This is a genomic window from Paractinoplanes brasiliensis (assembly GCF_004362215.1).
In the GTDB taxonomy this organism is placed as follows: domain Bacteria; phylum Actinomycetota; class Actinomycetes; order Mycobacteriales; family Micromonosporaceae; genus Actinoplanes; species Actinoplanes brasiliensis.
Genome location: NZ_SNWR01000001.1, coordinates 679,193 through 702,405 on the forward strand (window position 1 = coordinate 679,193; position 23,213 = coordinate 702,405).

The following is a 23,213-nucleotide window of genomic DNA, read 5'->3' on the forward strand; positions in this document are numbered from 1 at the left end:
AGGCTGGGCTCGACGGCCTGCTGGAGATGGTTGGTTCGCGTTTCGGCAGGTCAGAACCGCGTGGACCCCGGGCGACCCGGAGTTCCCCTACGTCGGCGAGTACGTCAACACGCTGGCCCTGGCCCAGGTGCGCACCCTGAACTGCGGCTCGAAGACCCTGGCTGACCGGCCTGGGCAACTCGCCGTGCCGGGCGCCCGCATGCCGCTGCTCAGCGAGGTCTTCGCCCTGGTCAAGCGATACCGGGCGCTGAAAAACGCTTGGCGGGGCGCGGGTCCCGTGCGCCCCGCCGAGCGCTGCCCCCGGGCGGCGGTCCCGGTTCGCAGCCAGGTCACGGCGACGGCGACCAGTCCGACGACGCCGAGCACCGGACAGGACATCAGGCCGGCTGCGGTCAGCCGGCAACGGCTGCCCCAATCCTGGGGAGGCGAGGCCGGTGTCGGGCTCACGGAATGCGTGCCGGGCGTCTCGCGGTCATGTGGCCGTCATGCGGGGTGCAGGCGGCCGTCAGCTGGACGGCCTAGAACCGGAACCCATGACAGTGAAGATCGGCAATGCCATTGATCGGCGCCGGCTGATCGCCGGGGCCGCCGCGGTCGCCGGTGTCGCGGCCCTGGCGCAGGTTCCCGCCGACGCCGTTGAGGCCGCCCCGGCGGTGCCCGGCGGCAAGTACCCGTTCACGCTCGGCGTGGCCTCCGGCGACCCCACGCCGACCGGGGTGGTGTTGTGGAGCCGGCTGGCGCCGGAGCCGTTCGCGCCGGACGGCGGTCTGCCGGCGCGACCGCTGCCCGTGCGCTGGCAGGTGGCCCGCGACGAGCGGTTCAAGCGGGTGGTACGCGAGGGCGTCGCTTGGGCGCTGCCCCAGCTGGGTCACAGCGTCCACGTCGAGGTGGACGGTCTCGCCGCCGACAGCGAGTACTACTACCGTTTCGCGTACCGTGATCATCGCTCGCCGCTCGGACGGACCCGGACCGCTCCTGCCCGCCGCTCCCCCGGCGGGGTCCTGAATCTGGCGGTGGTGTCCTGCCAGTCCTGGGGTGACGGCTACTACCCGTCCTACGCCCATATCGCCCGCGATGATCTCGACCTGGTGCTGCACCTGGGTGACTACGTGTACGAGGGTGGCATCTCGGCGACCGGCGGCTACCGCAACGTGGCCGTGCCGGAGACCGCCCGGCCCGCGCCGGGCACGCTCGATCAGTGGCGGATCCGGTACGCGCTCTACAAGTCCGACCCGGACCTGCAGGCCGCCCACGCCCGGGTGCCGTTCGCGGTGACCTGGGACGACCATGAGGTGGTCAACGACTACGCCGGGACCGCCCAGGAGCACAACCCGGACATCTCCGCGCTGCGCGCCGCCGCCTACCAGGCCTGGTACGAGCACCAGCCGGTCCGCGCCCCGGCCCGGCCCACCGGCGACGGGCCGCGGATCTACCGGCGCCTGCACTGGGGCCGCCTGGCCCAGCTCGACATCGTCGACGGGCGCCAGTACCGCACCGTCCCGGCCTGCTCATGGGGTGAGGGCGACGCCTGCGCCGGGCAGTACGCGCCGGAGGCCACCATGCTGGGCGCCGCCCAGGAGAAGTGGCTCTACGCCGGCCTGGCCGCCTCCACCGCCCGGTGGAACCTGCTCGGCAGCAACGTCATGCTGGCCCGCCTCGACCACGACGGGGACGCCGGCGACCGGCTCTGGCACGACGCCTGGGACGGCTACCCGGCGGCCCGCAACCGGCTCACCCGGGCGTGGGTCCGGCACGAGGTGTCCAACCCGGTTGTGCTCACCGGCGACTGGCACTCCACGTTCGTCAACGACATCCACACCGACTTCGACCAGCCCGGCTCACCGGTGGTGGCCACCGAGTTCGTCGGCACGTCAATCTCCTCCAACGGCGACCGGGAGGTCTACGGCCCCTACTACGGGCCGATGATCAAGCACAATCCGCACATCCGGTACTTCGACGGTGACCGGCGCGGCCACCAGCGGATCCGCCTTGAACGCGGCGCCCTGCGGGTGGAGGCCCGGATGGTGACCACGGTGTCGCGGCGCGACGCCCCGCAGTACACCCACGCCGCCTTCGCGGTGGAGAACGGCCGGCCCGGCGCCCAGCAGGCCTGAACCGCGTGGGCCCGCCTTCCCGCCGGGTCGGCATGACCGGCCCGGCGGGCAACCGGCTGTACGTGTTCTCGCAACGCGCGGCACGTCCGAATCCTGGTGAGCGGTGTCACCTACTACGTGACCGGGCCTTTCCGTGCCTGAGCGTGTGATCGATAGCCGGGCTGTGAACGCTGCCTGAACCCTCGGCGCAGCCCCGCTCGACCGCCCTGCGACCCGCCTAGCATCGACGGACAAAGGGGAATCGGCCGGAGGCTGTCATCGAATTCTGGTGGAGCGTGGCGCTGGCGACGTTCGGTGTGGTGGTGCCGGCCGTCGCGGCCGTGTACGAGTTCGTCATCAAGGGCCGCAAGCGACTCGGCTACCGGGTGCAGATGGACACCACGGTCACCGACGTCGTGCAGAGCGAACACGCCGGACCGCTGCGCGAGCTGCGCCAGGGCGGCGACCCCCTCGCCAAACCCACACTGGTGCTGCTGCGCATCGAGAACAACGGCGCCACCTTCATCGACACCCACGACTACGCGGTGCTCGACGACAGCCGGGTCGGCCTGCGGGTCCGCTTCCCCGGCCGCCGCGTCGCCGGCATGGTGGTCACCGAACTCAGCGACGACTACCTGCGCGACAGCTTCACCAACGGCGACGGGTTCGCCGCCGACGGCGATCTGATCGAACTGCCCCGTACGCCGATGAACCGCTCGGCGCACTACAAGGTTCTCGCCGCGCTGGAACGCGCCGACGGCAGCGCCGGCGCCACCTTCGACCCGCCCGAGGTGATCGGCGGAATCAAGGGCGGCCGCATCGTCGAGACGCAGAGCCGCACCGGCACCCCGAAACGGGCCATCGCCCTGGTCGGCTTCCTGGTCGTCCTGGTCGTCGCCCAGCTGCTCGTGTTCCTGCGCAGCAACACCACCGCGCCACTGGACTGCGCCACCGGCCGGCTGCAGGTGGTCGGGTCGACGGCGTTCGCCCCGATCGTGCGCGAAGCCGCCGACTCGTACCGCAAGCTCTGCCCGGGCGCCGAGTTCGCGATCGACATGCGCGGCAGCGGCGAAGGCCTGCAGGCGCTGCAGCAGGCCGACGCCGGCGTGCTGGCCTTCTCCGACGGCGAGAAGCCGGACGGCATGCCCGCCCTGCTCCCCCGGCCGATCGCGTTCTTCCTGTTCACCCTCGTCGCGCATCCGGACACCGGGGTGCACGATCTGTCCCCCGAGCAGATCCGGCGCATCTACCGCGGCGAGCTGACCAACTGGCGCGAGATCGGCGGCAACGACCTGCCGATCCGCCTGGTCAGCCGCAATCCCGGCTCCGGCACCCGGGCCGCGCTGCAACGCCGCGTGCTCAACGGCGTCCGCGAGCCAGGCAGCAACTCCGACGACTGCCACACCCCGGATCCCGGCGCCGAACCGGGCGTGCTGCGCTGCGCGCGCAACTCCACCCAGGAGGTGCTGCGCACGGTGGCCGACACCCCGGGCGCGCTCGGCTACGCCGAACTCGGCGCCGGCGAGGGCCAGGACGGCCTGACGCTGGTCCGCATCGGCGGGCACCGCGCCACCGTGTCCGAGGCCGACCACGGCACCTACCCGTTCTGGGAGACCGAGTACGGCTACACCCACGGCGAACCGGACGCCCGCTCCCTGACCGCGAGCTTCCTGCGCTATCTCACCAACCAGGTCGGCGCGGACATCATCCGCGCGAACGGCGACCGGCCCTGCGCCGACCTGGCCAACCCCGCGATCTGCCGGCCCGCCTGAGTGTCCCGGTCATCGCTGCTCGCCGAGCACGTCCTGCTCTTCTACGGGCTGACCGGCCTGCTGTGCGTGGTCGACGTGCCCGGCGGGCCCATCCCGGTGCTCCTGGTCGCGGCGGCGATCGCTGGCGCGTACCTGATGCACGTTGCCAAGACGGAACTGTGGCGGGCCTGCAGCGCAAGCGGTCACTCACCGGCCCACCCACGGTGATTCGTCGGCCAGGTCGACGAAGAAGCCAATCCAGCCGTGACTCCATTGGCGCGTCTCGTACCCACCCAGCTCGGCGCGGAGCGGCCCGGCCCATCCGAGGCGCTGCCCGTCGACCGGCAGACCGGCGTCGCCTTCCGGCACCGGCTCGAACGGTGGCAGCTCCGGCCGCCGCCCGTCCGGCATATGCGGCAGGGACTGGCTCGCGACCGCTACGAAGACGGCCGACTGGCGCGACATCGCCGGCATCACCAGATAGCGGGTCAGCGTGTTGCCGTCGTCCCAACCGATCCCGAACTCCCACTCCACAACGCCGTGGAAGGATCGAGGGCCGGTGACGTCCGTCTGAACGTCCAGGTTCGCGCGAATGACGTCACGGATGAACGCCGCTGCCTTGTCGGGGAACACGACGTCCATTGTGACCTGCCGGGCGACGCCGTCACAGCCTGATCCGACCGGCCGACGTGGCGGATCCGCGCGACGCTCGTCGTAGGATTCCTTCCGGGAGCGGATCGGGGCGGCGGCCTCACGCGACAGAACCGACATGAGCCCGGGTCGAACGCATCGACGGTTATGGCCTTCGGCAGGCGGCGGGCTGCACAGGTGAAGTCGAGCTTCAACCGCTCGCGGCCCGGAGTAATGCGGCGGCGCGCACGTCGGCGGCGGTGTTGAGGTCCCGGCGCTGAACTGCGGTGAGCTTGCCCGCATGCCGGCGGCCCAGCCGGTCGACCAGCGGGGGCAGCCCGACGGCGAGCGCGCACTCGCCGTCCGCGACTGCCACCGCTGTCTCGAACGTCAACGCTTCCCCGGCGGGCCGGTTGGCGCGGAGGGCGCTGCTCACGGCGGCGCGCGCCGCGCTCATCGAGTCGTACGGGTGGCCCCGGCCACGCATGCACGAGGACCACTTTCGCGTCGCCTCGTGCAGGTCCGGATCAGCGGCGATGTGCGGGAGCAACGCGTTGAACGCCTCCTGCGGCACGTAGTCGGCCCGCGCCGCGTCCATCACATCGCCGTACAGCCTGATCCGGCTCTCGGCGAGGCAACCGGTGGTGGCGAAGGTGAACCGGGGCCCGCTGGACAACCGCAGCGTCGCTCGCCGTTCCCCGGACAGCGCCGATTCATAACCGCTCCGCTGGGAGCCGGTCAGGCCGGGAGGGTAGCGGCCGGCCGACGGACCGGGCCGGGCGAATCCGTACCCGTGGCGGCGCCGGCTGTCGAGATCCGGACGCCACGGGTCGTCGAGAACGGTGTCGGTGCCGGCCGCCGGATACGGGTAGCCCCGCCGGGCCATGCAGTCGCGGGTCAGCGCGTGTTCGGTGCGCCTCAGGAGCGATTGCTCCTCCCGGTACGGCTCGGCTCGAACCGCCAGGTCGAGTGCCGCCGCGGTGAGGACGGCCGAGCCGCCGGCGGGGTCCGCGGGCGGTCCGGCCGGCGGCACGGTGGTGCAGCCGGCCAGCCCGGCGACCAGGACCGCGACCGCGAACCCCGATCGCTTGGTCCCCATCGCTATCCACACCACCAACTGTTGGAGCTGATCTTGTCGTTCCAGTTGCCGCCGCCGGGCATGCCCCAATCGGCGAGGTCGGCGGCCTCCGTGTCCCGGTTGATCACCCACGAGGCGCCTGTCATGTTGATTCCGTCGTAGACGACCGCCTCGCAGTGGAGGCCCTCGTTCCGGATCGACGACGCGCAGTTGCTCCACCGTCTGCGGTCGGCCTCGTCACATCCACCGTTGAAGTAGCTCCAGTCGGTGTTCGAATTGACCACGTGGCCGAATCTTCCGCCGAAGTTCGCATGCTGCCAGAAGCACAGCCAGCCGCTCTCGTCCGTACAATCCGATCGGGCGGCCTGCGCCGCGCCGGGGAAGACCATCCCGGCGCCGACGCTGAGCAACGCACCGGCAATGACGACGCCGACGCGTCGCATCATGGGACTCTTGGCCATTGATGTGCCTCCTCGTCGACAGTGGGGATCACGGCGTGGTGCGGATGCGGAAACCGAGCGCTGGCTCACCCGTGTTGGCCAGCTGAGTCGTCACGTGGGAATGGATGTTGGACACCGGCGTGTAACTGCTCCACTCGGTGCCGGCGGGGCTGGCCGGGCATGCGCCGGTTCCCGCGTGACCGGTGGACAGGATGCCGTACGCCATGCCGTCGATCTCGCTGAACAGCGGGCCGCCGCTGTCCCCGGGCCGGGTGCAGATGTTGGTGCGGATGCCGCCGTCCTTGCCCGTCACCTCGCCGCAGCGGGTGCCGGGCACGTAGTTGACGTTGCGCGTATAGCCCGAATCGGAACCCGCGTCGCCGGACCCGGTACCGCAGACGACCCAGCCGACAGCGATCGAGTTGTAGGTGTAGAAGCCGCGGATCGCGAAGGTGCCGTCCACGCAGCCCTGCCACGTCGAGGAGGTCCACCAGCACCAGGAGACGACCTGGTTCTTCGCGTACGGGCCGGACCAGTAGTCGTACCAGTTGTAGCCGTCGTTCACCTGGTACGGCTGGATGGAGTAGTCGTACGGGTAGGTCGGGCCGCAGTCCGAGCCGTTGCACCCGTTCTCGTAGTTGTGCACCTCGTAGCTGACCGGGGTGTAGGTCCCCGCCGAGTAGGTGCGGTTGATGCCGACCTTGTAGCTGCCGACCATGCAGTGCCCGGCCGTCATGATGTAGTTCCAGCCGCGGTTGTCGGACACGTTGAACCCGTTGGTGCACTGGCCGTACCAGGGGTTGAGATATCCGGTGCTCGAGCCGGTCGGCGCCGCCTGGCTGCGGCGGACGTTCAGCCGCATCCCGCCGCGCATGGGCGGCCCGCACTGCCGGGTGTCACAGCCCGGCCCGACTGGCGCGTCCATCGTCACCGGTCCGGTCTTCTCCGCGCCGGCGACCAGCTGCCGCACCTCGGCGCGACCGGCCTCGGCGACGACCGCGGCGGTGAGCGTCGCGTCGGCTACGGCGGGGCGGGCCTGCGCGGCGTCGGCGGCCGCGGCGCTCAGCCGGGCCGACGACGGTGCCGTCATGCCGGCCCGCTGATAGACCGCCACGGTGTTGCCCGGCACGTCGATCGCGAACTCGGCCTTGCGCGCCGTCGTCTCGTGTGGGTCCCCGACGGTCCTCCGCAGCCGCGCCTCGGTGGCGGTCAGCTCAGCCAGGCTCCACTTCACCTTCGCCGCCACCACGTGGGCGCTGTCCCCCGCGGCGGCCAGGGCAGCTGTCATGCCTGCCGGGTCGGTGCTGTTCACCACGAGCCGGCCGCCGCCCGCCTGGTCCAGGTACGACCCGGCGAACGTCTTCGGGAACTTCTTCGCAAGCTCGGCGTCCAGCGCCGGAGCCAGCTTCTGCAGAGCAAGCCGCCGCAGCGCCTCGTCCTCGGAGATCTTGTAACGCGCGGTCAGGTAGGCGATCGATCCGCGGTTCTCCTGGGCCACCGGAGCCGCCTGCCGGGGCAGGTCCAGCGACACATCCGCGGCAGCCGGACCCGCGACGGTCAGACTTCCCGCCGCCAGGACCGTCGCGGTCACGACCGCGATGACGCTTGTTCGTTCCACTGTTCCCCCTTCAGTGGGTGTTACTGCGATTGATGGACGGAATGGATCCGGCGGAACCTGTCGCGCCAGGTCACCACCGCTGCTCCCAGCTCGAGACGTAACCGATGTTGATGTCGGGGGAACACGTGTTGACCCCGACCTCGGTCCGCGCGGTCTGTGTCGAGGAATTGCGGGTCACACCGGTCCGCTGGGCCGGGTAGTAGCCCGGGCCGGTGAAGTCGGCTGACGTGAAGGTGGGCCGTGGGACCCCGTTGACGAGGAAACCAAGCCGCAACCGGATGCACCGGCCACCCGTGTTGACCATGTAGGCATCGCCGACAAGTTCCTTCGAGGAGTCGCGATAGCTGATGCAGGTCTGGACAGTTACACCGCCGACGCTCTGCGTGCGGCAGCCGCCGCCCGAGATGGGGCCGGCGTAGGCCGCGGTGGGATAGAGGATCGCCGTCGCCACCGCCGTGGCGACGACACCGGCCATGAGTTTTCGCACGTGGTCCTCCAGGTAGAGCTAGATTCGCCAGAAAAAATGGTCAGCAGGGTTCGATGGAGTCGACCCGGTACCAACCCATGCCGGAAGACTGCTCGGAGTACGCGCCCGGCACGTACCAGTGGGTGCCGTCCATGTAGTTGATCCGTGCCCGCGTACCCGGAGTCTGGTTGTTGATCCAGGACCCGTTGGTCGAGGACCATCGGAACTTGTACACAGCGGCACAGTCCTCCGCGTAGACGGCCTGGCCCCGGAAGTTCGCGTATGGGAACGCGCAGAAGGTGTAGTACGGGCAAGGGCTGGACGCCTGTGCCGCGCCGGCGGGAAGCAGGGCGCCGAACAGCCCGAGAAGGGCCGGCAGCCCGAACGATCCTGCGGCCCGGCGGTTGTTCTTCAGCATGTCAGTTTCCCCTCACTCTCCAGGGCGCGGCATGGACGTTGTGCCGTTCGTCGAGGTCTGTGTCTAGCAAGGTGCGAGTTGTCTGGGCCCTGCTCGCGGTCGTCAGACAAACAACTCTGGACAACGCGAATACAGTGGACGGTGGGCTGAGGGGAGTCGGGGAATGCCGAGGCCGGAGCGACCTCTGGACGGGCTGGGTGGCCCGATCGAGCAGTTCGCGGCTGAGCTACGGCAGTTGCGGGAGAAGGCGGGCCGGCCCGGGTACCGGCAGATGGCCGCGCGGGTGAACTACTCCGTGGCGACGCTGTCCGCAGCCGCGTCGGGCCGGAGGCTGCCGACGCTGGAGGTGACCCTCGCCTACGTCGCCGCGTGCGACGGTGACCCACAGGAGTGGGAGCGGCACTGGCGAGAAGCGGAACGCCGCAGCGCTGCGCCGGCCGAGGATCCGGACACGGCGGACGGGCACGACCGTGCGCCGTATCCGGGACTGGTGACGTTTCAGCCGGAGGACGCGGACCTGTTCTTCGGCCGTGCCGCGCTGGCGGACGAACTGGTGCGCCGCCTGCGGGAGCGGCGTTTCCTGGCGGTGTTCGGCCCGTCGGGAGCCGGGAAGTCGTCGGTGGTCCGGGCAGGGCTGATCCCGGCCGCGGGAAGGCCGGCGATGGTGTTGACGCCGGGTGCCCACCCGATGGGTGAACTGGCGGTTCACCTGGCGCGGCACGTTGGCGTTCCGGCCGGCGGGCTGCTGGACGAACTGCGCCGGGATCCGGCACGGGCGAATCTGCTGGTCAGGCAGGGCCTGCCGGGCGCGCGTACGGATGTTGATCTCCTGGTTGTGGTGGACCAGTTCGAGGAAGTGTTCGTGAACTGCGCAGATGCGGCCGAGCGGAACGACTTCGTGGCCGCGTTGCTGGCGATGTGCCGGGAACCCGACGGCCGTGCCCGGGTGGTGCTGGCCGTGCGCGCCGATCACTACGTCCGGTTCACCGAGTATCCGGAGTTGCTGGCCACGCTGGCGGACTCGCAGGTCCTGATTGGCGGGATGAGCCCGACGGAGCTACGTGAGACGGTGACCCGACCGGCTGAGCGGCGTGGTGCCCGGGTGGAGGGCGCGCTGGTAGCCACGATCGTCGCGGAGGTGAGCGGTTCGCCCGGGGCGTTGCCGATGGCCGCGCACGCGCTGCGCGAGGCTTGGTTTCGCCGACAGGGTGCAGTCGTGACGCTGGCCGGTTATCAGGCCGCCGGCGGCGTGGCCGGCGCGGTGGCCCACACCGCGGAAGCGGTCTACAACGGATTCGACGACCGACAGCGGGACACCGCCCGGCAGGTTCTGGTTCGACTGGTCGCGTTAGGGGAGGGTGTCGAGGACACCCGCCGCCGGATCAGGCGCGGCGATTTGGACCTGCCTGGCCTCGGCGCGGTCCTCGACCGGCTCGCCGCGGCCCGGCTCATCGTGCTCGATGAGGACACCGTCGAGATCGCGCACGAGGCTCTCATCCGCGCCTGGCCGCGGCTGCAACGCTGGCTGTCCGTCGACCGGGACGGGCTGCGCACCCATCGGCAGCTCACCGAGGCCGCCCGCTCCTGGGAGTCGCTCAGCCGCGACCCCGGTGCGCTGTACCGGGGAGCGCGGCTGGCCGTAGCCCGCGAGTGGGCCGGCCTCGATGGCCGTACCGCCTCCATGACGGCGGCGGAGCGGGCGTTCCTGGACGCCTCGATCGAGCAGGCCGGCCGGGAACAGGCCGCCGCCGCCCGCCGTAACCGACAGCTCAGTTACCTCGTTGCCGCCTTGAGTGTCCTGTTGGTGGCCGTGGTCGGCGCCGGCACGGTCGCTTTCCTTCAGCGCCGCGACGCGGTCGCGCAGCAGCAGATCGCGGTCTCCCGGCAACTCGCTGCCGAATCGCTCGGGCTGACCGGCACCGAGCCGGAAACGGCAATGTTGCTCGCCGTGCAGGCGTACCGCACCGCGCCAACGATCGAGGCGCGCAGCGCCCTGCTGAGCATGTCGGCCCACCGTGGCCACCTCGGCAAGCTCCTCGGCCACACCGGAGCCGTCTCACGGCTCGCGTTCCGCCCGGACGGCAACACGTTGCTCAGCGTCGGCCGCGACCGGACCCTGTCGCTGTGGGACACCGGACGGCGCGCCAGAACGGCCGTCCTCACCGGTCACGACACGTGGCTGACCGCCGCCGCAGTCAGCCCGGACGGGCGCACCGCGGCGACCGGCGGCGACGACAGGAAGATCGCCGTCTGGGACCTCGACCGACGCGGCCGCATCGCTACCCTGACCGGTCTCTCCGAGCAGGTACAAGACATCGCGTTCAGCCCCGACGGCCGCCGCTTGGCCGCCGCCACCGGCAACGACGTGATCCTCTGGGATCTTCAACGGCAAACCCGCGGGCCCGTCCTGTCCGGTCACACCCGGGCCGTGCGTGCGCTGGCGTTCAGCCCTGACGGGCGCACTCTTGCGACGGCCTCCACCGACTCGACCGCAATCCTCTGGGACCTTACCCGCTCTGCCCCGATTGCCACATTGACCGGTCACACCGGCGGCGTGTACGCCATCGGGTTCAGTCCGGACGGCTCGACACTGGCCACCGGGGGCGACGCCACGACGATCATGTGGGACGTGGCCACCCGCACCCGGCTCGCCACCCTCTCCCGGAAGAGCGGTCAAGTGCTGGCATTGACCTTCAGCCCCGATGGGCGCACCCTCGTCACGGCCGGTGACGACACCTCGGTGCTGCTCTGGGACACCCGCCATCGGATCCTCCGCGCCCGGCTGGCTGGACCCCGAACCTCGGTCTACACCCTGGCGTTCAGCCCACGCACCTCGATGCTTGCCGCGGGCGGTGAGGATGGCGCCATCCTGCTGTGGGATCTCAGGCAACCCACCACCACCGAGCACCCCACCATGGTCAACGCCGTCGCGTTCAGCCCCGACGGCAACACCCTCGCCACCACCAGCCGCAACCGGACAGCACTGTGGAACGCCGCTGACCGATCCCTCCGTACGATCCTCCCCGACAACCGCGTGTTCACCAACGCTGTAGCCTTCAGCCCCGACGGCCATACCTTGGCCACCGTCACCCAGCCGTCACCGTGCTGCCCGCCAGGTGAGGCCGGCAACACGCTCACCCTCTGGAATCTCCACGCCGGCACCGCCGTCCGGCTGGCCGGACACACCGCCGCGGTGCTCGACCTCGCGTTCAGCCCCGACGGGGGCCGCATCGCCACCGTCAGCGTCGACCGCACTGTCAAGGTGTGGGACGCCAGCACCGGCGTCGTCCTCAAGACCGTCACCGCTCACGCCGGTCCCGTCAACGGAGTCGCGTTCAGCCCCGACGGGCGCCTACTGGCCACCGCCGGCCACGACGGCACCGTCAAACTGTGGGACGCGCGCACCGGCGCTGAGCTCGCTGCCCTCACCGGTCACACCAGCTGGGTCCGGAGCGTCGCCTTCAGCCCCGATGGACGCATCATCGCCAGCGCCGGCCACGACCAGAGCATCATCCTGTGGGGCGTCGCCACCCACACTCGGCTGACCACCATCACCGACCACAGCGACGCCGACTTCACCGGCACGGCATTCAGCCCCGACGGCCGCACCCTCGCGTACACCAGCGGCGAAGCCGACATCGTCCTCTGGGACGTACAGCGCCGCGCCGCAACGGCTCGCCTCACCGGCCACACCGACCGCGTCCACGCCGTCGCCTTCAGCCCCGACGGCAACACCATCGCCAGCGCCGGCTCCGACCAAACGCTCATCGTCCAGGACGTCAACCCGCAACGCGCTATCACTCAAATCTGCACCGCGACAGTCCGGAACCTCACCCCCGAGGTTTGGCGCCGCTACCTCCCCACCACCCCGTACACCGACACCTGCCCAAAACAGTGACCGCATCTGCCTCCTGACCCGTGTACGGGAGCGGGACCTGGCGCTGTGTGTTCAGGGTGAGGGCCTTCTCGCCGCGCCGCGGGCTCGAGGCGCTCGATCCCGAGGACTCGTTCCATCCGAACACCCGCGGCTATCAAGCGGTCAGCGATCGCCTGCGGAGTGCGCTGGGCCTGCCCTGACCCAGGGGCCGGGCCGCGGCCGGCACCGCGAGCTCGCCCGGCTGCCCACCGTCTGGCGGCCGGTCACGGAACCCCCGAACACCACCGCCTCGCCGACCACAGCCGCATCGACACGATGACCGGGCGGCCAGGACAACGTCCGTAGCAGGTTGCGGGCAGAGAACCGGCCTGAAGCATCCAGCCGCGCCTGATCCAGCACCAGCGGCCGGGTGATCGTTCACCACGCTCGCAGCTTCTCATCTCTGACCATCCGAACTCGACAGTCAGATGATCACCGAAGGGCTACGCGCCCGCATTTCCAAGCCGGATCGGTCAGCGCCCCCGCTTCAACTTCGCGACCCCCGAGACGTTCGTGGCGTGGCGTGACCGAAACGGCTGGTAGCGGACGCCAGGGCCGCCTGCGACGATTTCCGCCATGCAGACTCCAGGACTGCTTGATCGTGGACCTACTGCCAGGGGCCGGTCACCAGGCCGGTGTTCGTGGCTGACGTCAAGCGCCTGGTCCAGCACGTCAACCGGAAGATCCATCTGATCGGGGACCGCCACCCTGTGCACCGCCGGGTCGAGATCCGGAACTGGCTGGCCAAGACGGCGCCCAGATAAAAGTGTCGCCGGGCACGCAACCGAGCGAGACCCGGTCGACCTGCTCAACGGCCTCGAATACGTGAGGCAAGCGAATGATCGCAGCGATTCGGAGGTGTGTTCGATGGCCGGGTTTGTCGAGGTGGCTTTAGGCGATGGTGGTCGGCTGCTGTTGGAGTCGATGGAGGACAGTTCGGGGCCGGTGAAGGCTGGTCGGGCGGCAGACGCGGTCGAGGAGCTGAGAGGAGGACTGCAGTCGATCTTGCGGCCGGTGGTACAGGCGTCGCGGGAGGTGCTGGTGGAGTTGCGTGCGGCTGGTCCGGATGAGGTGACGGTTGAGTTCGGGGTGAAGGTGACTGCCGGGATGGGTGCGGTGGTTGCTCGGAGTACGGCCGGCGGTCATTTCAAGGTCACGTTGGGATGGACGCGTGACGACGGCGCCGAGTCCGGTTCAGAGAGTGGTCAATCGTGACGCTGGTCGGTGACCTTGCCAAGGTCACGGCGGGTTCCGAGCGTGGCCGCGGCGTAGTGGTCGTTCTGGATGCGGCCGGGGGCTCACGTGGGGTGGGGTTTCTGGCCGCGGATGGTGTGGTGGTGACCTGCGCTCATGTCGTTGAGGCAGCCGGGGAGGGGCCGGGCGGGCAGGTGTCGTTGGCGTTCCCGCTGCTGGAGGGGGCTCCCAGGGTTACTGGGCGGGTTGACCTCGACCGGTGGCGGCAGGACACCGACGTGGCCGTCTTGCAGCTGGGAGACGTTCCTGCCGGTGCGGTCCCGGTGGTGTTGGGTTCGTCGTCGGGGTGCCGAGGGCGGCGGGTGTCGGTCTTCGGCGTGCCTGACGGCGAGATGCGGGGCCGGTTCGGTTATGCCCGCGCTGGTGATGTGCTGCCGGAGGTCGATGGCAGTGGGGCGTTGTTGCAGCTTGCCGAGGCCAACGATGTGACCGTGGGGTTCAGCGGTTCCCCTGTCTTCGACGAGGTGACCGGGCTGGTCATCGGGATGGTCACCGCGATCAACCGGGTGGACGCCTTTGAGCGTGGCGCGGGGGTGGCGTACGCGACAGCTGTGGAGACGCTGCGGGAAGCGGATCCTGCTCTGTCGGTGCGGGCAGTGTCTCCATATAGGGGGTTGGCGCCGTTTCGGGTCGAGGACGCGGGCTGGTTCCACGGCCGTGACACTGCGGTGGCGCGGGTCGTTGACGCGCTGGCGCGGGATGCGGTGCTGCTTCTCGGGCCCTCGGGTTCGGGGAAGTCGTCGCTGGTGCATGCCGGGGTGCTGGCCGAGATCGCCGCCGGCCGCTTGGTGCCGGGCTCGGACACCTGGTATGTCATCTCGGCGCGGCCGGGTCAGGACCTCCTCGCCGGGCTCGAGCAGGCGGGCTTGGCTGGGGCGCGTACGGGGGGCCTTGACGCGGCGGTCCGGGCTCGGGCTGCGGCATTGCAGGCGGGGTCGCGGCTGTTACTGGTCATCGACCAGTTCGAGGAGGTCTTTACCCAGCAACCTGCGCGGGATGCGGCCGGGTCGGAGGTGTTGCGGCAACTCGGGGAGCTGATCGGCTCCGTGCTGCCGGTGACGGTGGTGCTGGTGATGCGCGACGACTTCTACCCACAGCTTGCCGCTGCGTCGCCGCAGTTGTTGGAGGCCTTGTCGGCTGGGGTCGTCAATATCCCTGCCGGGCTTACCCGCGGCGAGCTTCACGACATCATCGCCGCGCCCGCCGACATGGCGGGGCTCCGGTTCGAACCGGGGTTGGTCAACCAGATCCTCGCCGACCTGCAGGCTCTCGGTGACGGCGACGCCGGTCGGCGGGTGCCGGTCACCGTGTTGCCCATCTTGGAACTCTCCCTGTTGCAGTTGTGGGAACGCCGGGTCGAGGGCCGGTTGACCCATGACGGCTACCAGCGGATCGGTCGGCTGGCCGGTAGCCTGACCAGCCGCTGCGATCAGAGCATCGCCGCGCTCGACATCGCGCAGCAGTTGGTCGCCCGGCGGGTCCTGACCGCGCTGGTACGCCCCGCGGATCCGGAACGCAACATTCCAGCGGTGCGTCGGCAGGTGCCCCTTGACGAGTTGCGAGAGCTAGCCGCCGGCCATAGCCGGACGGAGAAGGATGAGAGTGCTTTCGACCTGGTTCTACACGCGTTGACCAGTACGACTCCGCTTATCGTCACTCATGCCCAGCCGGACCGGCCCGACGCGCCGCCGGTCGCTGAGCTGATCCACGACGCGCTGATCCGGGACTGGGCAAGCCTGCGTGACTGGATTCGCCAAGACGCCCGATTTCACGACTGGCTGCGCCGCGCCGCGGAGCAACACCAGCGTTGGACAGCAACGAGCAACACCGCGGATCTGCTGCACGGCTCCGACCTGGCCGAAGGGCTTGACTGGGCACGCACGCGCCAACTGCCCAGCACCACGACCCTGTTCCTGACGGCCAGCCAACGCGCGGCGACGGCACGGCAACGACGAACCCGCATCACGATCGCCGCCATGGCCACCTTGCTGGTGCTCGCGGTGACCGCAGCTACTGTCGCGTTCATCCAGAGGCAACGCGCTGTCCAGCAACAACACGCCGCGCTCTCGCGCCAACTCGCCGTTCAGTCCCAGACACTCGCCTCAGGCAACCCCGACCTCAGCGAACTACTGGCCGCCTACGCCTACCGCACGAGTCCAACCAGCGAGGCGCTCAGCGCCCTCGCCTCCGCGTACTCCCAAAGTCGTCCGTTGCGCCGCACCCTGGCCGGCCACACCAACTCGGTCGCCTCGGTGGCGTTCAGCCCGGACGGCAAGACCCTGGCCACCAGCAGCGACGATGCCACAGTGCGATTGTGGGACCTGGCGACCGGCACCAGCTCGCGCACCCTGACCGGCCACACCGGCGCTGTCTACTCGGTGGAGTTCAGCCCGGACGGCAAGACCCTCGCCACCGGCAGCCTCGATAAAACGGTGCGGTTGTGGCAGGTGGCGACCGGCGCCAGCCAGCGCACCCTGACCGGCCACACCCACGCGGTCGCTTCGGTGGCGTTCGGTCCGGACGGCAAGACCCTGGCCACCGGGAGCGCGGATGCCACGGTGCGATTGTGGGACCTGGCGACCGGCACCAGCTCACGCACCCTGACCGGCCACACCGGCGCTGTCTACTCGGTGGAGTTCAGCCCGGACGGCAAGACCCTGGCCACCAGCAGCGACGATGCCACGGTGCGATTGTGGGACCTGGCGACCGGCACCAGCTCGCGCACCCTGACCGGCCACACCGGCGCTGTCTACTCGGTGGAGTTCAGCCCGGACGGCAAGACCTTGGCCACCGGGAGCGCCGATGCCACGGTGCGGTTGTGGCAGGCGGCGACCGGCACCAGCCAACGCACCCTGACCGGCAGCACCATTGGGGTCTTCTCGGTGGTGTTCAGCCCGGACGGCAAGACCCTCGCCACCGGCAGCCTCGACAAAACGGTACGGTTGTGGCAGGTGGCGACCGGCGCCAGCGAGCGCACCCTGACCGGCCACACCAACACGGTCACCTCGGTCGCGTTCAGCCCGGACGGCAAGACCCTCGCCACCGGCAGCCTCGACACCACGGCGCGGCTGTGGGACGCGGCGACCGATGCCAGCGAGCGCACCCTGACCGGCCACACCAACACGGTCGCTTCGATGGCGTTCAGCCCAGAGGGCAAGACCCTGGCCACCGGCAGCCTCGACAACTCGGTGCGGTTGTGGGACCTGGCGACCGGCACCAGCCAACGCACCCTGACCGGCCACACCAATGGGGTCTTCTCGGTGGAGTTCAGCCCGGACGGCAAGACCCTCGCCACCGGCAGCCTCGACACCACGGCGCGGCTGTGGGACGCGGCGACCGGCACCAGCCGGCGCACCCTGACCGGCCATACAGGCGCTGTCTTCTCGGCGGCGTTCAGCCCTGACGGCAAGACTCTGGCCACCGGCAGCCGCGACAACACGGTGCGGTTGTGGGATCTGGCGACCGGCACCAGCCGGCGCACCCTGACCGGCCACATCAACGAGGTCGTCTCGGTGGCGTTCAGTCCCGACGGCAAGACCCTGGCCACCGGCAGCCTCGACAACTCGGCGCGGTTGTGGGACCTGGCGACCGGCACCAGCCGGCGCACCCTGACCGGCCACACCAATGGGGTCTTCTCGGTGGAGTTCAGCCCGGACGGCAAGACCCTGGCCACCGGCAGCCTCGACGCCACGGTGCGGTTGTGGCAGGTGGCGACCGGCACCAGCCGGCGCACCCTGACGGGCCACGCTGACACTGTCTTCTCGGTGGCGTTCAGCCCTGACGGCCAGACCCTGGCCACCGGCAGCCGCGATGACACCGTGCGGTTGTGGCAGGTGGCGACCGGCACCAGCCAGCGCATCCTGACCGGCCACGCTGACACTGTCTACTCGGTGGCGTTCAGCCCTGACGGCAAGACCCTGGCCACCGGCAGCGCCGATAACACAGCACGGCTGTGGAATACCGCCGTTCCGCCCCCAGCTGCCATGATCCAGCATATTTGCGCAGCCATCGGCCATGACATTCATGCGGATGATCTGCATACATACGTAGCCGATCAATCCACCGGTCGGGCATGCCGGTGACAGTAAGGCCGGCATTCGCATTCAAACCGCGCATCTGCCAGCTCACCGGGCTGGTCATCTGCGGACCGTGCCGGCGCCGGGCCGAAGGGCACATTGGTGGGGTCAACGTGTCCGGCGCCCGACCTCGCCAATCGGGTTGCCGTCCGGGAAGTCGACGGTGACCGTGAGGCCGCCTTCGGGGCCGGGTTCGGCGGTTACGGCGCCACCGTGGGCGCGGGCGACCGAGCGGACGATGGACAGGCCGAGTCCGGTGCCGGTGGCCGAGCCGACCCGGTCGGTGAGGCGCTGAAACGGTTCGAACAGACGAGGGATCTCGTACGCCGCGATGACCGGCCCCGTGTTGGTGACGGTCATCCGACCGGGTCCGCAGGTGACGGTGACCGTCCCACCGGGTTGGTTGTAGGCGACCGCGTTCTCGACCAGGTTCTGCACCATGCGTTCCAGCAGAATCGGGTCGCCGCGCATGGGGGCCGGCTCGGTCGTCACGTCCGTCACCTCGTGAATCGAAGCCACGTGGGCGACCACGTCGGCCAGGTCTACAGGAACGAGCTCGGCCGGCGAGTGATCGCCGCGCGCGAGCAGCAGCAGTCCGTCGATCAGACGTTCGTGGCGAGCGTTGATGACGAGCAGGGTCTCGCCGAGGCGGCGTACATCGGCTGACGGGTCGGGGTGGCTGAGCGCGACTTCGATCAGGGTTCGGTTGATGGCCAGCGGCGTACGCAGCTCATGGGAGGCGTTGGCGGCGAATCGGCGCTGAGTCTCGAATGCTGCGTCCAGCCGGGCGAGCATGTCGTCGAAGGTGTCGGCGAGTCGGCGTAACTCGTCCTTGGGGCCGGTCATGCCGATGCGTTGGTGCAGGTTGCGGTCGGCGACCCGGCGTGCTGTGGCAGTGATCTCGTTCAGTGGCCGCAGGGTGCGTCCGGCCGCGAACCAGGCCGCCAACACCCCGGCGACCCCGACCCCGCCCAGCGCCAGCACGCCCTGCTGGAGCAGCGACATCATGGTTGCCGACCGGAAGTCCTGCTGGAGCCTGACTGCGAGGTCGTATCGGCTCACGAGCTCGCCTTGGGTGAGAAGGGCGGTTTTGTCATCGGCGGGCACCGCCGCCCGGGCCGGCACCGAGGAGGCCTCTGTCCCGGTCGCCGGAACGCTGATCGTGGCGGCGCTGATCGGCTGGCGGGCCAGCGCCTGCCCGAGCAGCAGATAGGTGATGGTCAGCAGAGCCGCCCCGGCGAGCAGGAACAACCCGCCGTAAAGGGCGGTCAGCCGGAGACGGACGGTCCAGCGGTTCCTCATCTGATCCGGTACCCCACTCCGGTGATCGTCTCGACCACCTGCGGCGGTCCGAGCTTGCGGCGCAGGGTCATCACGGTGACCCGTACGGCGTTGGTGAACGGGTCGGTGTGCTCGTCCCAGGCCCGTTCAAGCAGCTGCTCGGTGCTGACTACGGCGCCGTCCGCGCGCAGCAGCTCCTCGAGCACGGCGAACTCCTTGCGGGACACGCCGACGACGCGGCCGTCCCGGAACACCTCGCGATGGGTGGTGTCCAGGCTGAGGCCGGCGCGTTGCAGGACCGGCGGGGCGGCCGGGCGGGCACGGCGGCCGAGGGCGCGGACCCGAGCGACCAGTTCGGCGAAGGCGAAAGGCTTGGCCAGGTAGTCGTCGGCGCCGAGGCCCAGGCCGTGAACCCGGTCGGTGAGGTCGCCGGCGGCGGTCAGCATCAGGATGCGTACGCCGGGGTGCTCCCCAACGACGGCCCGGCACACGTCGTCGCCGTGCACCCGGGGCAGGTCACGGTCGAGGACGAGCACGTCGTACTCGTTGACGGCGAGCCGTTGCAGGGCGGCGTCACCGTCGTTCACGGTGTCGACTGCGAGCGCCTGGAGGCGCAGCCCCTGGGCAATCGCCTCTGCCATCACGACCTCGTCCTCGGCGATCAGTACACGCATCGGGACATGGTTACCCGTCCGGCTATAAGGAAGCTGTAAGTGTTCGCGCTGATGTGGATCTTATGAGCGGTGGAGTCTGCTGTGCGGCATGAAGAAGTTCGTCGTACCCCTGCTGGTCCTGACCTTTGCTCTGAGCGGTTGCTCGAAGGCGCCACGTGAGCAGCCGGAGCCCGAGAACGACACGGCCAAAGTGCTCGCATACACGAAATGCATGCGCGAGAACGGCATCGACATGGAGGACCCGCCGCCCGGGAGCATGGCCGTCCCCGGGATCCCTGCGCTGGACGCCGGCTCGCCCGCGATGAAGAAGGTGGAGGCGGCTGCGGAGAAGTGCGCCGAACTGCTGCCCGCGGACACCGCCGAGGGACGCAAGATCACGCCCGAAGACCTGGAGAAGGCGCGGGCGTTGTCCAGGTGCATGCGGGAGAACGGACTGCCGGACTTCCCTGACCCCGATCCGGAGAGCGGCGCGGTCAAGCTCGATCCGGACGTCAAGTTCGACGTGCGCAAGGTGGAAGAGGCCGGCAAGAAGTGCGGCGGCACGCTCCCGGTCCAGGCGCGCTGATGGGGCGCCGCACCATCGTGGGTGTCTCGGTCGCGGTCGCCGTGCTGGCCGGGGCGGGCACGACGGCCGTCGTGCTCCGTCCACCGCCGGGGCCGCCCGAGTCCAGCGCGGTTGACGGACCGACGACCACGGTCGAGCGCGAGACGTTGCTGGGTTCGGTCACGGTCGATGGAGAACTCGGGTACGGCGAACCGGTGCCGATTGCCGCGAAGGCGCCCGGCACGGTCACGTGGCTCCCGAAGGTGGGCGCCAGGATCAGACGCGGCGGTGCGCTGCTGCGCGCCGACGACATGCCGGTCGTGCTTCTCTACGGGGCGCTGCCGATCTACCGCGAGCTGCGGCCCGGCGCCGAAGGTCCGGATGTGGCCCTGCTCGAACGCAACCTGCGCGCCCTGGGCTACACCGGCTTCACCGTCGACGACGAGTACACCGGCGTGACCGCCGAGGCGGTGCGCCGCTGGCAGAAGGACCTGGGCCGCGAGGAGACCGGGGTGGTGGACCCGACGTGGCTGGTCGTCGCCGACGGTGCGATCCGGGTGGCGGGCCTGAAGGTGCGCCCCGGTGCGGCGGCGACCGGGGAGGTGCTCACCTGCACCGGCGCTGCGTCCGTGGTCACAGTCGACGTCGAGGCGGACGGGGCCGGGTGGGCGCAGCCCGGCGTCAAGGTGACAGTGACGCTGCCCAACGACAAGAAGACGCCGGGCACGGTCGCGTCGGTCGGCGCCAAGGCGGAGCCGAAGGAACCCGGCGGCACGGCCACGATCCCGGTGACAGTTGCGCTCGGTGACGAAGCTCCGCTCGGGAAGCTGCGCGAGGGGCCGGTCACCGTGACGTACGTCAGCGAACGGCGCGAGAACGTGCTCGCCGTGCCGGTCGCGGCGTTGGTCGCCCTCCCCGAAGGCGGCTACGGGCTCGAAACAGTCGACGGCGGCACGCGCCGTTTCCTGCCGGTCGAGGTGGGGTTGATCGCCGACGGCAAGGTCGAGGTACGCGGTGCCGGCCTGGCCGTAGGCATGACGGTGGGGCTGCCCAAATGATCATGATGAGGAACGTCGCCAAGCTCTATCCGGGCGGGGTGACCGCCCTGCACGACGTGTCACTGTCGGTGGAGGCGGGCGAGATGCTCGCCGTCGTCGGACCGTCCGGCTCCGGCAAGTCCACCATGCTGCACCTGCTCGGCGCCCTCGACCGCCCGTCCGCCGGGACCGTGCACATCGACGGTCATGCGGTCGCCGCGCTGTCCGACCGGTCGCTGTCCACGCTGCGGGCCCGGACCATCGGATTCGTCTTCCAGCAGTTCCACCTGGCGTCCGGGGTTTCCGCCCTGGACAACGTCGCGGACGGCCTGCTCTACACCGGGGTACGCCGCCGGGAACGCCGGGCTCGGGCGGCACGTGCGCTGGAACGGGTCGGTCTCGGCCCTCGGGTCCACCACCGTCCGCACGAGATGTCCGGTGGTGAGCGGCAGCGGGTGGCGATCGCTCGCGCTGTGGTCGCCGACCCGGCTCTGCTGCTGGCCGACGAGCCCACCGGCAACCTCGACTCGGCTTCGGGCGCGGTCGTCATGAACTTGTTGCACGACCTGAACCGGGCCGGCACGACGACGGTCGTGATCACCCACGACCGGGACATCGCCGCCACCCTGCCCCGCCGGGTGGCTCTGCGCGACGGCCGGATGGAGGCGGCGTGACCTCGTTACGCCCTGCTCGCCTGGCGGGCTCCGACATCCTTCGGCTGGGCGCGGCCGGGCTGCGAGCGCGGCCGTTGCGCATGGTGTTGTCGGCAGCCGGCATCGCCATCGGCATCGCGGCCATGCTGGCGGTGGTCGGCATCTCCACGTCCAGCCGAGCCAACCTCGACCGTGCCCTCGATGCCCTGGGCACGAACCTGCTGACCGTCACCCCCGGCGACAAGCTCACCGGCGGCGAAGCGAGCCTGTCGCCGGACTCGATCGCCATGATCCGCCGAATCGGCTCGGTGCTGTCGGTCAGCGCCACCGGGCGGCTCGAGGCGAGGGTCTACCGCAACCAGTACATCCCGGTCGCCCAGCACGGCAGCATCAACGTGCTGGCCGCCCGCCCCGACCTGCTCGCCACCCTCGGTACGCGCATGGCCCACGGCCACTGGCTCACCATGACCAAGCCGGGTGTACCCGCGGTCGTGCTCGGCTCTGACGCGGCTGGGCGGCTCGGCATCCGCGCGCCCGGCCCCCGGGTCTGGCTGGGTGGGCAGTGGTTCGCGGTGATCGGCATCGTCGAGCCCACTGCGCTGGCACCCGAGCTGGACTCGTCTGCCATCGTCGACTGGTCCACCGCCACCGGACTGCTGGGCTTCGACGGCCATCCGACGACCGTCTACACCCGATCCGTCGAGAACGAGGTGGAGAGGACCCGCCACCTGCTCGGCGCCACGGCCAGCCCCGGAGCCCCCAACGAGGCACGGGTGTCCCGCCCGTCCGACGCGCTGGCCGCCGCCCGGGCCACCGACTCGGCCCTCAACGGCCTGCTCCTCGGCCTGGGCGCGGTGGCCCTCCTGGTCGGCGGCGTAGGCGTCGCCAACACTATGGTCATCTCCGTCCTGGAACGCCGCGGCGAAGTCGGCCTGCGCCGCGCGCTCGGCGCCACCAGCCTGCATATCTGCCAGCAGTTCCTCACCGAGTCGTTGCTGCTCTCCAGCATCGGTGGCCTGGCCGGCACCGCGTCCGGGGCCCTGGTCACAGCCGCCTGGTCGTGGTGGCAGGGCTGGCCGGTGGCGATCCCGCTGTGGGCCGCGTCCGGCGGCCTCGCCGCAACCGTCCTGGTCGGCGTGATCGCGGGCCTCTACCCGGCCGTACGAGCGGCGCGCCTCGCCCCGACCGAAGCGCTGGCCCGCTGACCACCATGCCTTGACGCCCGCATCGATCAGCTGCGCTGAACTCACCCGGCGGCGCAAGTCGCGGAACGCCCTCGAAGCC

General features: G+C 70.2%; 20 protein-coding genes. 12 read left to right on the plus strand and 8 right to left on the minus strand.

The window, feature by feature from the left end; genetic code table 11:
- Positions 1 to 533 precede the first annotated feature (533 nt).
- The 3 genes from C8E87_RS02725 (at position 534) to C8E87_RS02735 (ending at position 4,072) form a co-directional block, all read left to right on the plus strand.
- The gene (locus C8E87_RS02725) at positions 534 to 2,114 is read left to right on the plus strand and encodes an alkaline phosphatase D family protein (RefSeq protein WP_133871615.1); all 1,581 of its coding nucleotides are present in this window, start codon (positions 534 to 536) and stop codon (positions 2,112 to 2,114) included.
- A gap of 275 nt (positions 2,115 to 2,389) precedes the next feature.
- On the plus strand, positions 2,390 to 3,865 hold the full coding sequence (locus tag C8E87_RS02730; RefSeq protein ID WP_239080401.1) for a PstS family phosphate ABC transporter substrate-binding protein: 1,476 nt from the start codon (positions 2,390 to 2,392) through the stop codon (positions 3,863 to 3,865).
- A complete protein-coding gene (locus tag C8E87_RS02735; RefSeq protein WP_133871616.1) occupies positions 3,866 to 4,072 on the plus strand; it encodes a hypothetical protein in 207 nt (68 codons plus the stop codon).
- Here the strand turns inward: C8E87_RS02735 and C8E87_RS02740 are convergent.
- The 6 genes from C8E87_RS02740 to C8E87_RS02765 form a co-directional block, all read right to left on the minus strand.
- Positions 4,052 to 4,477 (minus strand): hypothetical protein, encoded by a 426-nt coding sequence (locus tag C8E87_RS02740; protein WP_133871617.1) that lies wholly within the window; start codon positions 4,475 to 4,477, stop codon positions 4,052 to 4,054. The genes C8E87_RS02735 and C8E87_RS02740 overlap by 21 nt on opposite strands.
- A gap of 208 nt (positions 4,478 to 4,685) precedes the next feature.
- The gene (locus C8E87_RS02745) at positions 4,686 to 5,573 is read right to left on the minus strand and encodes a hypothetical protein (RefSeq protein ID WP_133871618.1); all 888 of its coding nucleotides are present in this window, start codon (positions 5,571 to 5,573) and stop codon (positions 4,686 to 4,688) included.
- A gap of 2 nt (positions 5,574 to 5,575) precedes the next feature.
- Positions 5,576 to 6,013: a peptidase inhibitor family I36 protein gene (locus C8E87_RS02750; protein WP_133871619.1), complete on the minus strand. Its 438-nt coding sequence runs from the start codon at positions 6,011 to 6,013 to the stop codon at positions 5,576 to 5,578.
- A gap of 28 nt (positions 6,014 to 6,041) precedes the next feature.
- Positions 6,042 to 7,610, minus strand: coding sequence for a chymotrypsin family serine protease (locus C8E87_RS02755; RefSeq protein WP_133871620.1), 1,569 nt, complete (start codon positions 7,608 to 7,610; stop codon positions 6,042 to 6,044).
- A 70-nt stretch (positions 7,611 to 7,680) separates the two neighbouring features.
- Complete coding sequence (locus tag C8E87_RS02760; protein ID WP_133871621.1) at positions 7,681 to 8,097, minus strand: hypothetical protein; 417 nt, start codon at positions 8,095 to 8,097, stop codon at positions 7,681 to 7,683.
- A 40-nt stretch (positions 8,098 to 8,137) separates the two neighbouring features.
- Entirely contained in the window at positions 8,138 to 8,494 is a 357-nt protein-coding gene (locus C8E87_RS02765; RefSeq protein ID WP_133871622.1) for a hypothetical protein, read from the minus strand.
- A 163-nt stretch (positions 8,495 to 8,657) separates the two neighbouring features.
- Between C8E87_RS02765 and C8E87_RS02770 the strand changes: the two genes are divergently transcribed.
- From C8E87_RS02770 to C8E87_RS02780, 5 genes are all read left to right on the plus strand, one after another.
- Complete coding sequence (locus C8E87_RS02770) at positions 8,658 to 12,392, plus strand: nSTAND1 domain-containing NTPase (protein ID WP_133871623.1); 3,735 nt, start codon at positions 8,658 to 8,660, stop codon at positions 12,390 to 12,392.
- A gap of 56 nt (positions 12,393 to 12,448) precedes the next feature.
- Positions 12,449 to 12,571: a hypothetical protein gene (locus C8E87_RS46240; protein WP_275409113.1), complete on the plus strand. Its 123-nt coding sequence runs from the start codon at positions 12,449 to 12,451 to the stop codon at positions 12,569 to 12,571.
- 480 nt (positions 12,572 to 13,051) lie between these two features.
- A complete protein-coding gene (locus C8E87_RS45195; protein ID WP_239080402.1) occupies positions 13,052 to 13,174 on the plus strand; it encodes a transposase in 123 nt (40 codons plus the stop codon).
- Positions 13,175 to 13,277: 103 nt separating this feature from the next.
- On the plus strand, positions 13,278 to 13,625 hold the full coding sequence (locus tag C8E87_RS02775) for a CU044_2847 family protein (RefSeq protein ID WP_133871624.1): 348 nt from the start codon (positions 13,278 to 13,280) through the stop codon (positions 13,623 to 13,625).
- Positions 13,622 to 17,746, plus strand: a complete 4,125-nt coding sequence (locus C8E87_RS02780) for an nSTAND1 domain-containing NTPase (protein ID WP_133871625.1) — start codon at positions 13,622 to 13,624, stop codon at positions 17,744 to 17,746. The genes C8E87_RS02775 and C8E87_RS02780 overlap by 4 nt, the downstream gene beginning before the upstream one ends.
- 102 nt (positions 17,747 to 17,848) lie before the next feature.
- Here C8E87_RS02780 and C8E87_RS02785 read toward each other — a convergent pair whose 3' ends face one another.
- Both C8E87_RS02785 and C8E87_RS02790 read right to left on the minus strand, forming a co-directional pair.
- Entirely contained in the window at positions 17,849 to 19,042 is a 1,194-nt protein-coding gene (locus tag C8E87_RS02785; RefSeq protein ID WP_133871626.1) for a sensor histidine kinase, read from the minus strand.
- The gene (locus tag C8E87_RS02790; protein WP_133871627.1) at positions 19,039 to 19,695 is read right to left on the minus strand and encodes a response regulator transcription factor; all 657 of its coding nucleotides are present in this window, start codon (positions 19,693 to 19,695) and stop codon (positions 19,039 to 19,041) included. Before C8E87_RS02790 ends, C8E87_RS02785 begins: the two co-directional genes overlap by 4 nt.
- An 88-nt stretch (positions 19,696 to 19,783) precedes the next feature.
- On the opposite strand from C8E87_RS02790, the gene C8E87_RS02795 reads away from it, so the two are divergent.
- From C8E87_RS02795 to C8E87_RS02810, 4 genes are read left to right on the plus strand one after another with little or no spacing between them, the layout of a single operon-like run.
- Complete coding sequence (locus C8E87_RS02795) at positions 19,784 to 20,260, plus strand: hypothetical protein (RefSeq protein ID WP_133871628.1); 477 nt, start codon at positions 19,784 to 19,786, stop codon at positions 20,258 to 20,260.
- The gene (locus C8E87_RS02800) at positions 20,260 to 21,297 is read left to right on the plus strand and encodes a peptidoglycan-binding protein (protein WP_133871629.1); all 1,038 of its coding nucleotides are present in this window, start codon (positions 20,260 to 20,262) and stop codon (positions 21,295 to 21,297) included. The genes C8E87_RS02795 and C8E87_RS02800 overlap by 1 nt, the downstream gene beginning before the upstream one ends.
- Positions 21,294 to 21,950, plus strand: a complete 657-nt coding sequence (locus C8E87_RS02805; RefSeq protein ID WP_133871630.1) for an ABC transporter ATP-binding protein — start codon at positions 21,294 to 21,296, stop codon at positions 21,948 to 21,950. The genes C8E87_RS02800 and C8E87_RS02805 overlap by 4 nt, the downstream gene beginning before the upstream one ends.
- On the plus strand, positions 21,947 to 23,134 hold the full coding sequence (locus C8E87_RS02810) for an ABC transporter permease (protein WP_239080407.1): 1,188 nt from the start codon (positions 21,947 to 21,949) through the stop codon (positions 23,132 to 23,134). Before C8E87_RS02805 ends, C8E87_RS02810 begins: the two co-directional genes overlap by 4 nt.
- Positions 23,135 to 23,213 lie beyond the last annotated feature (79 nt).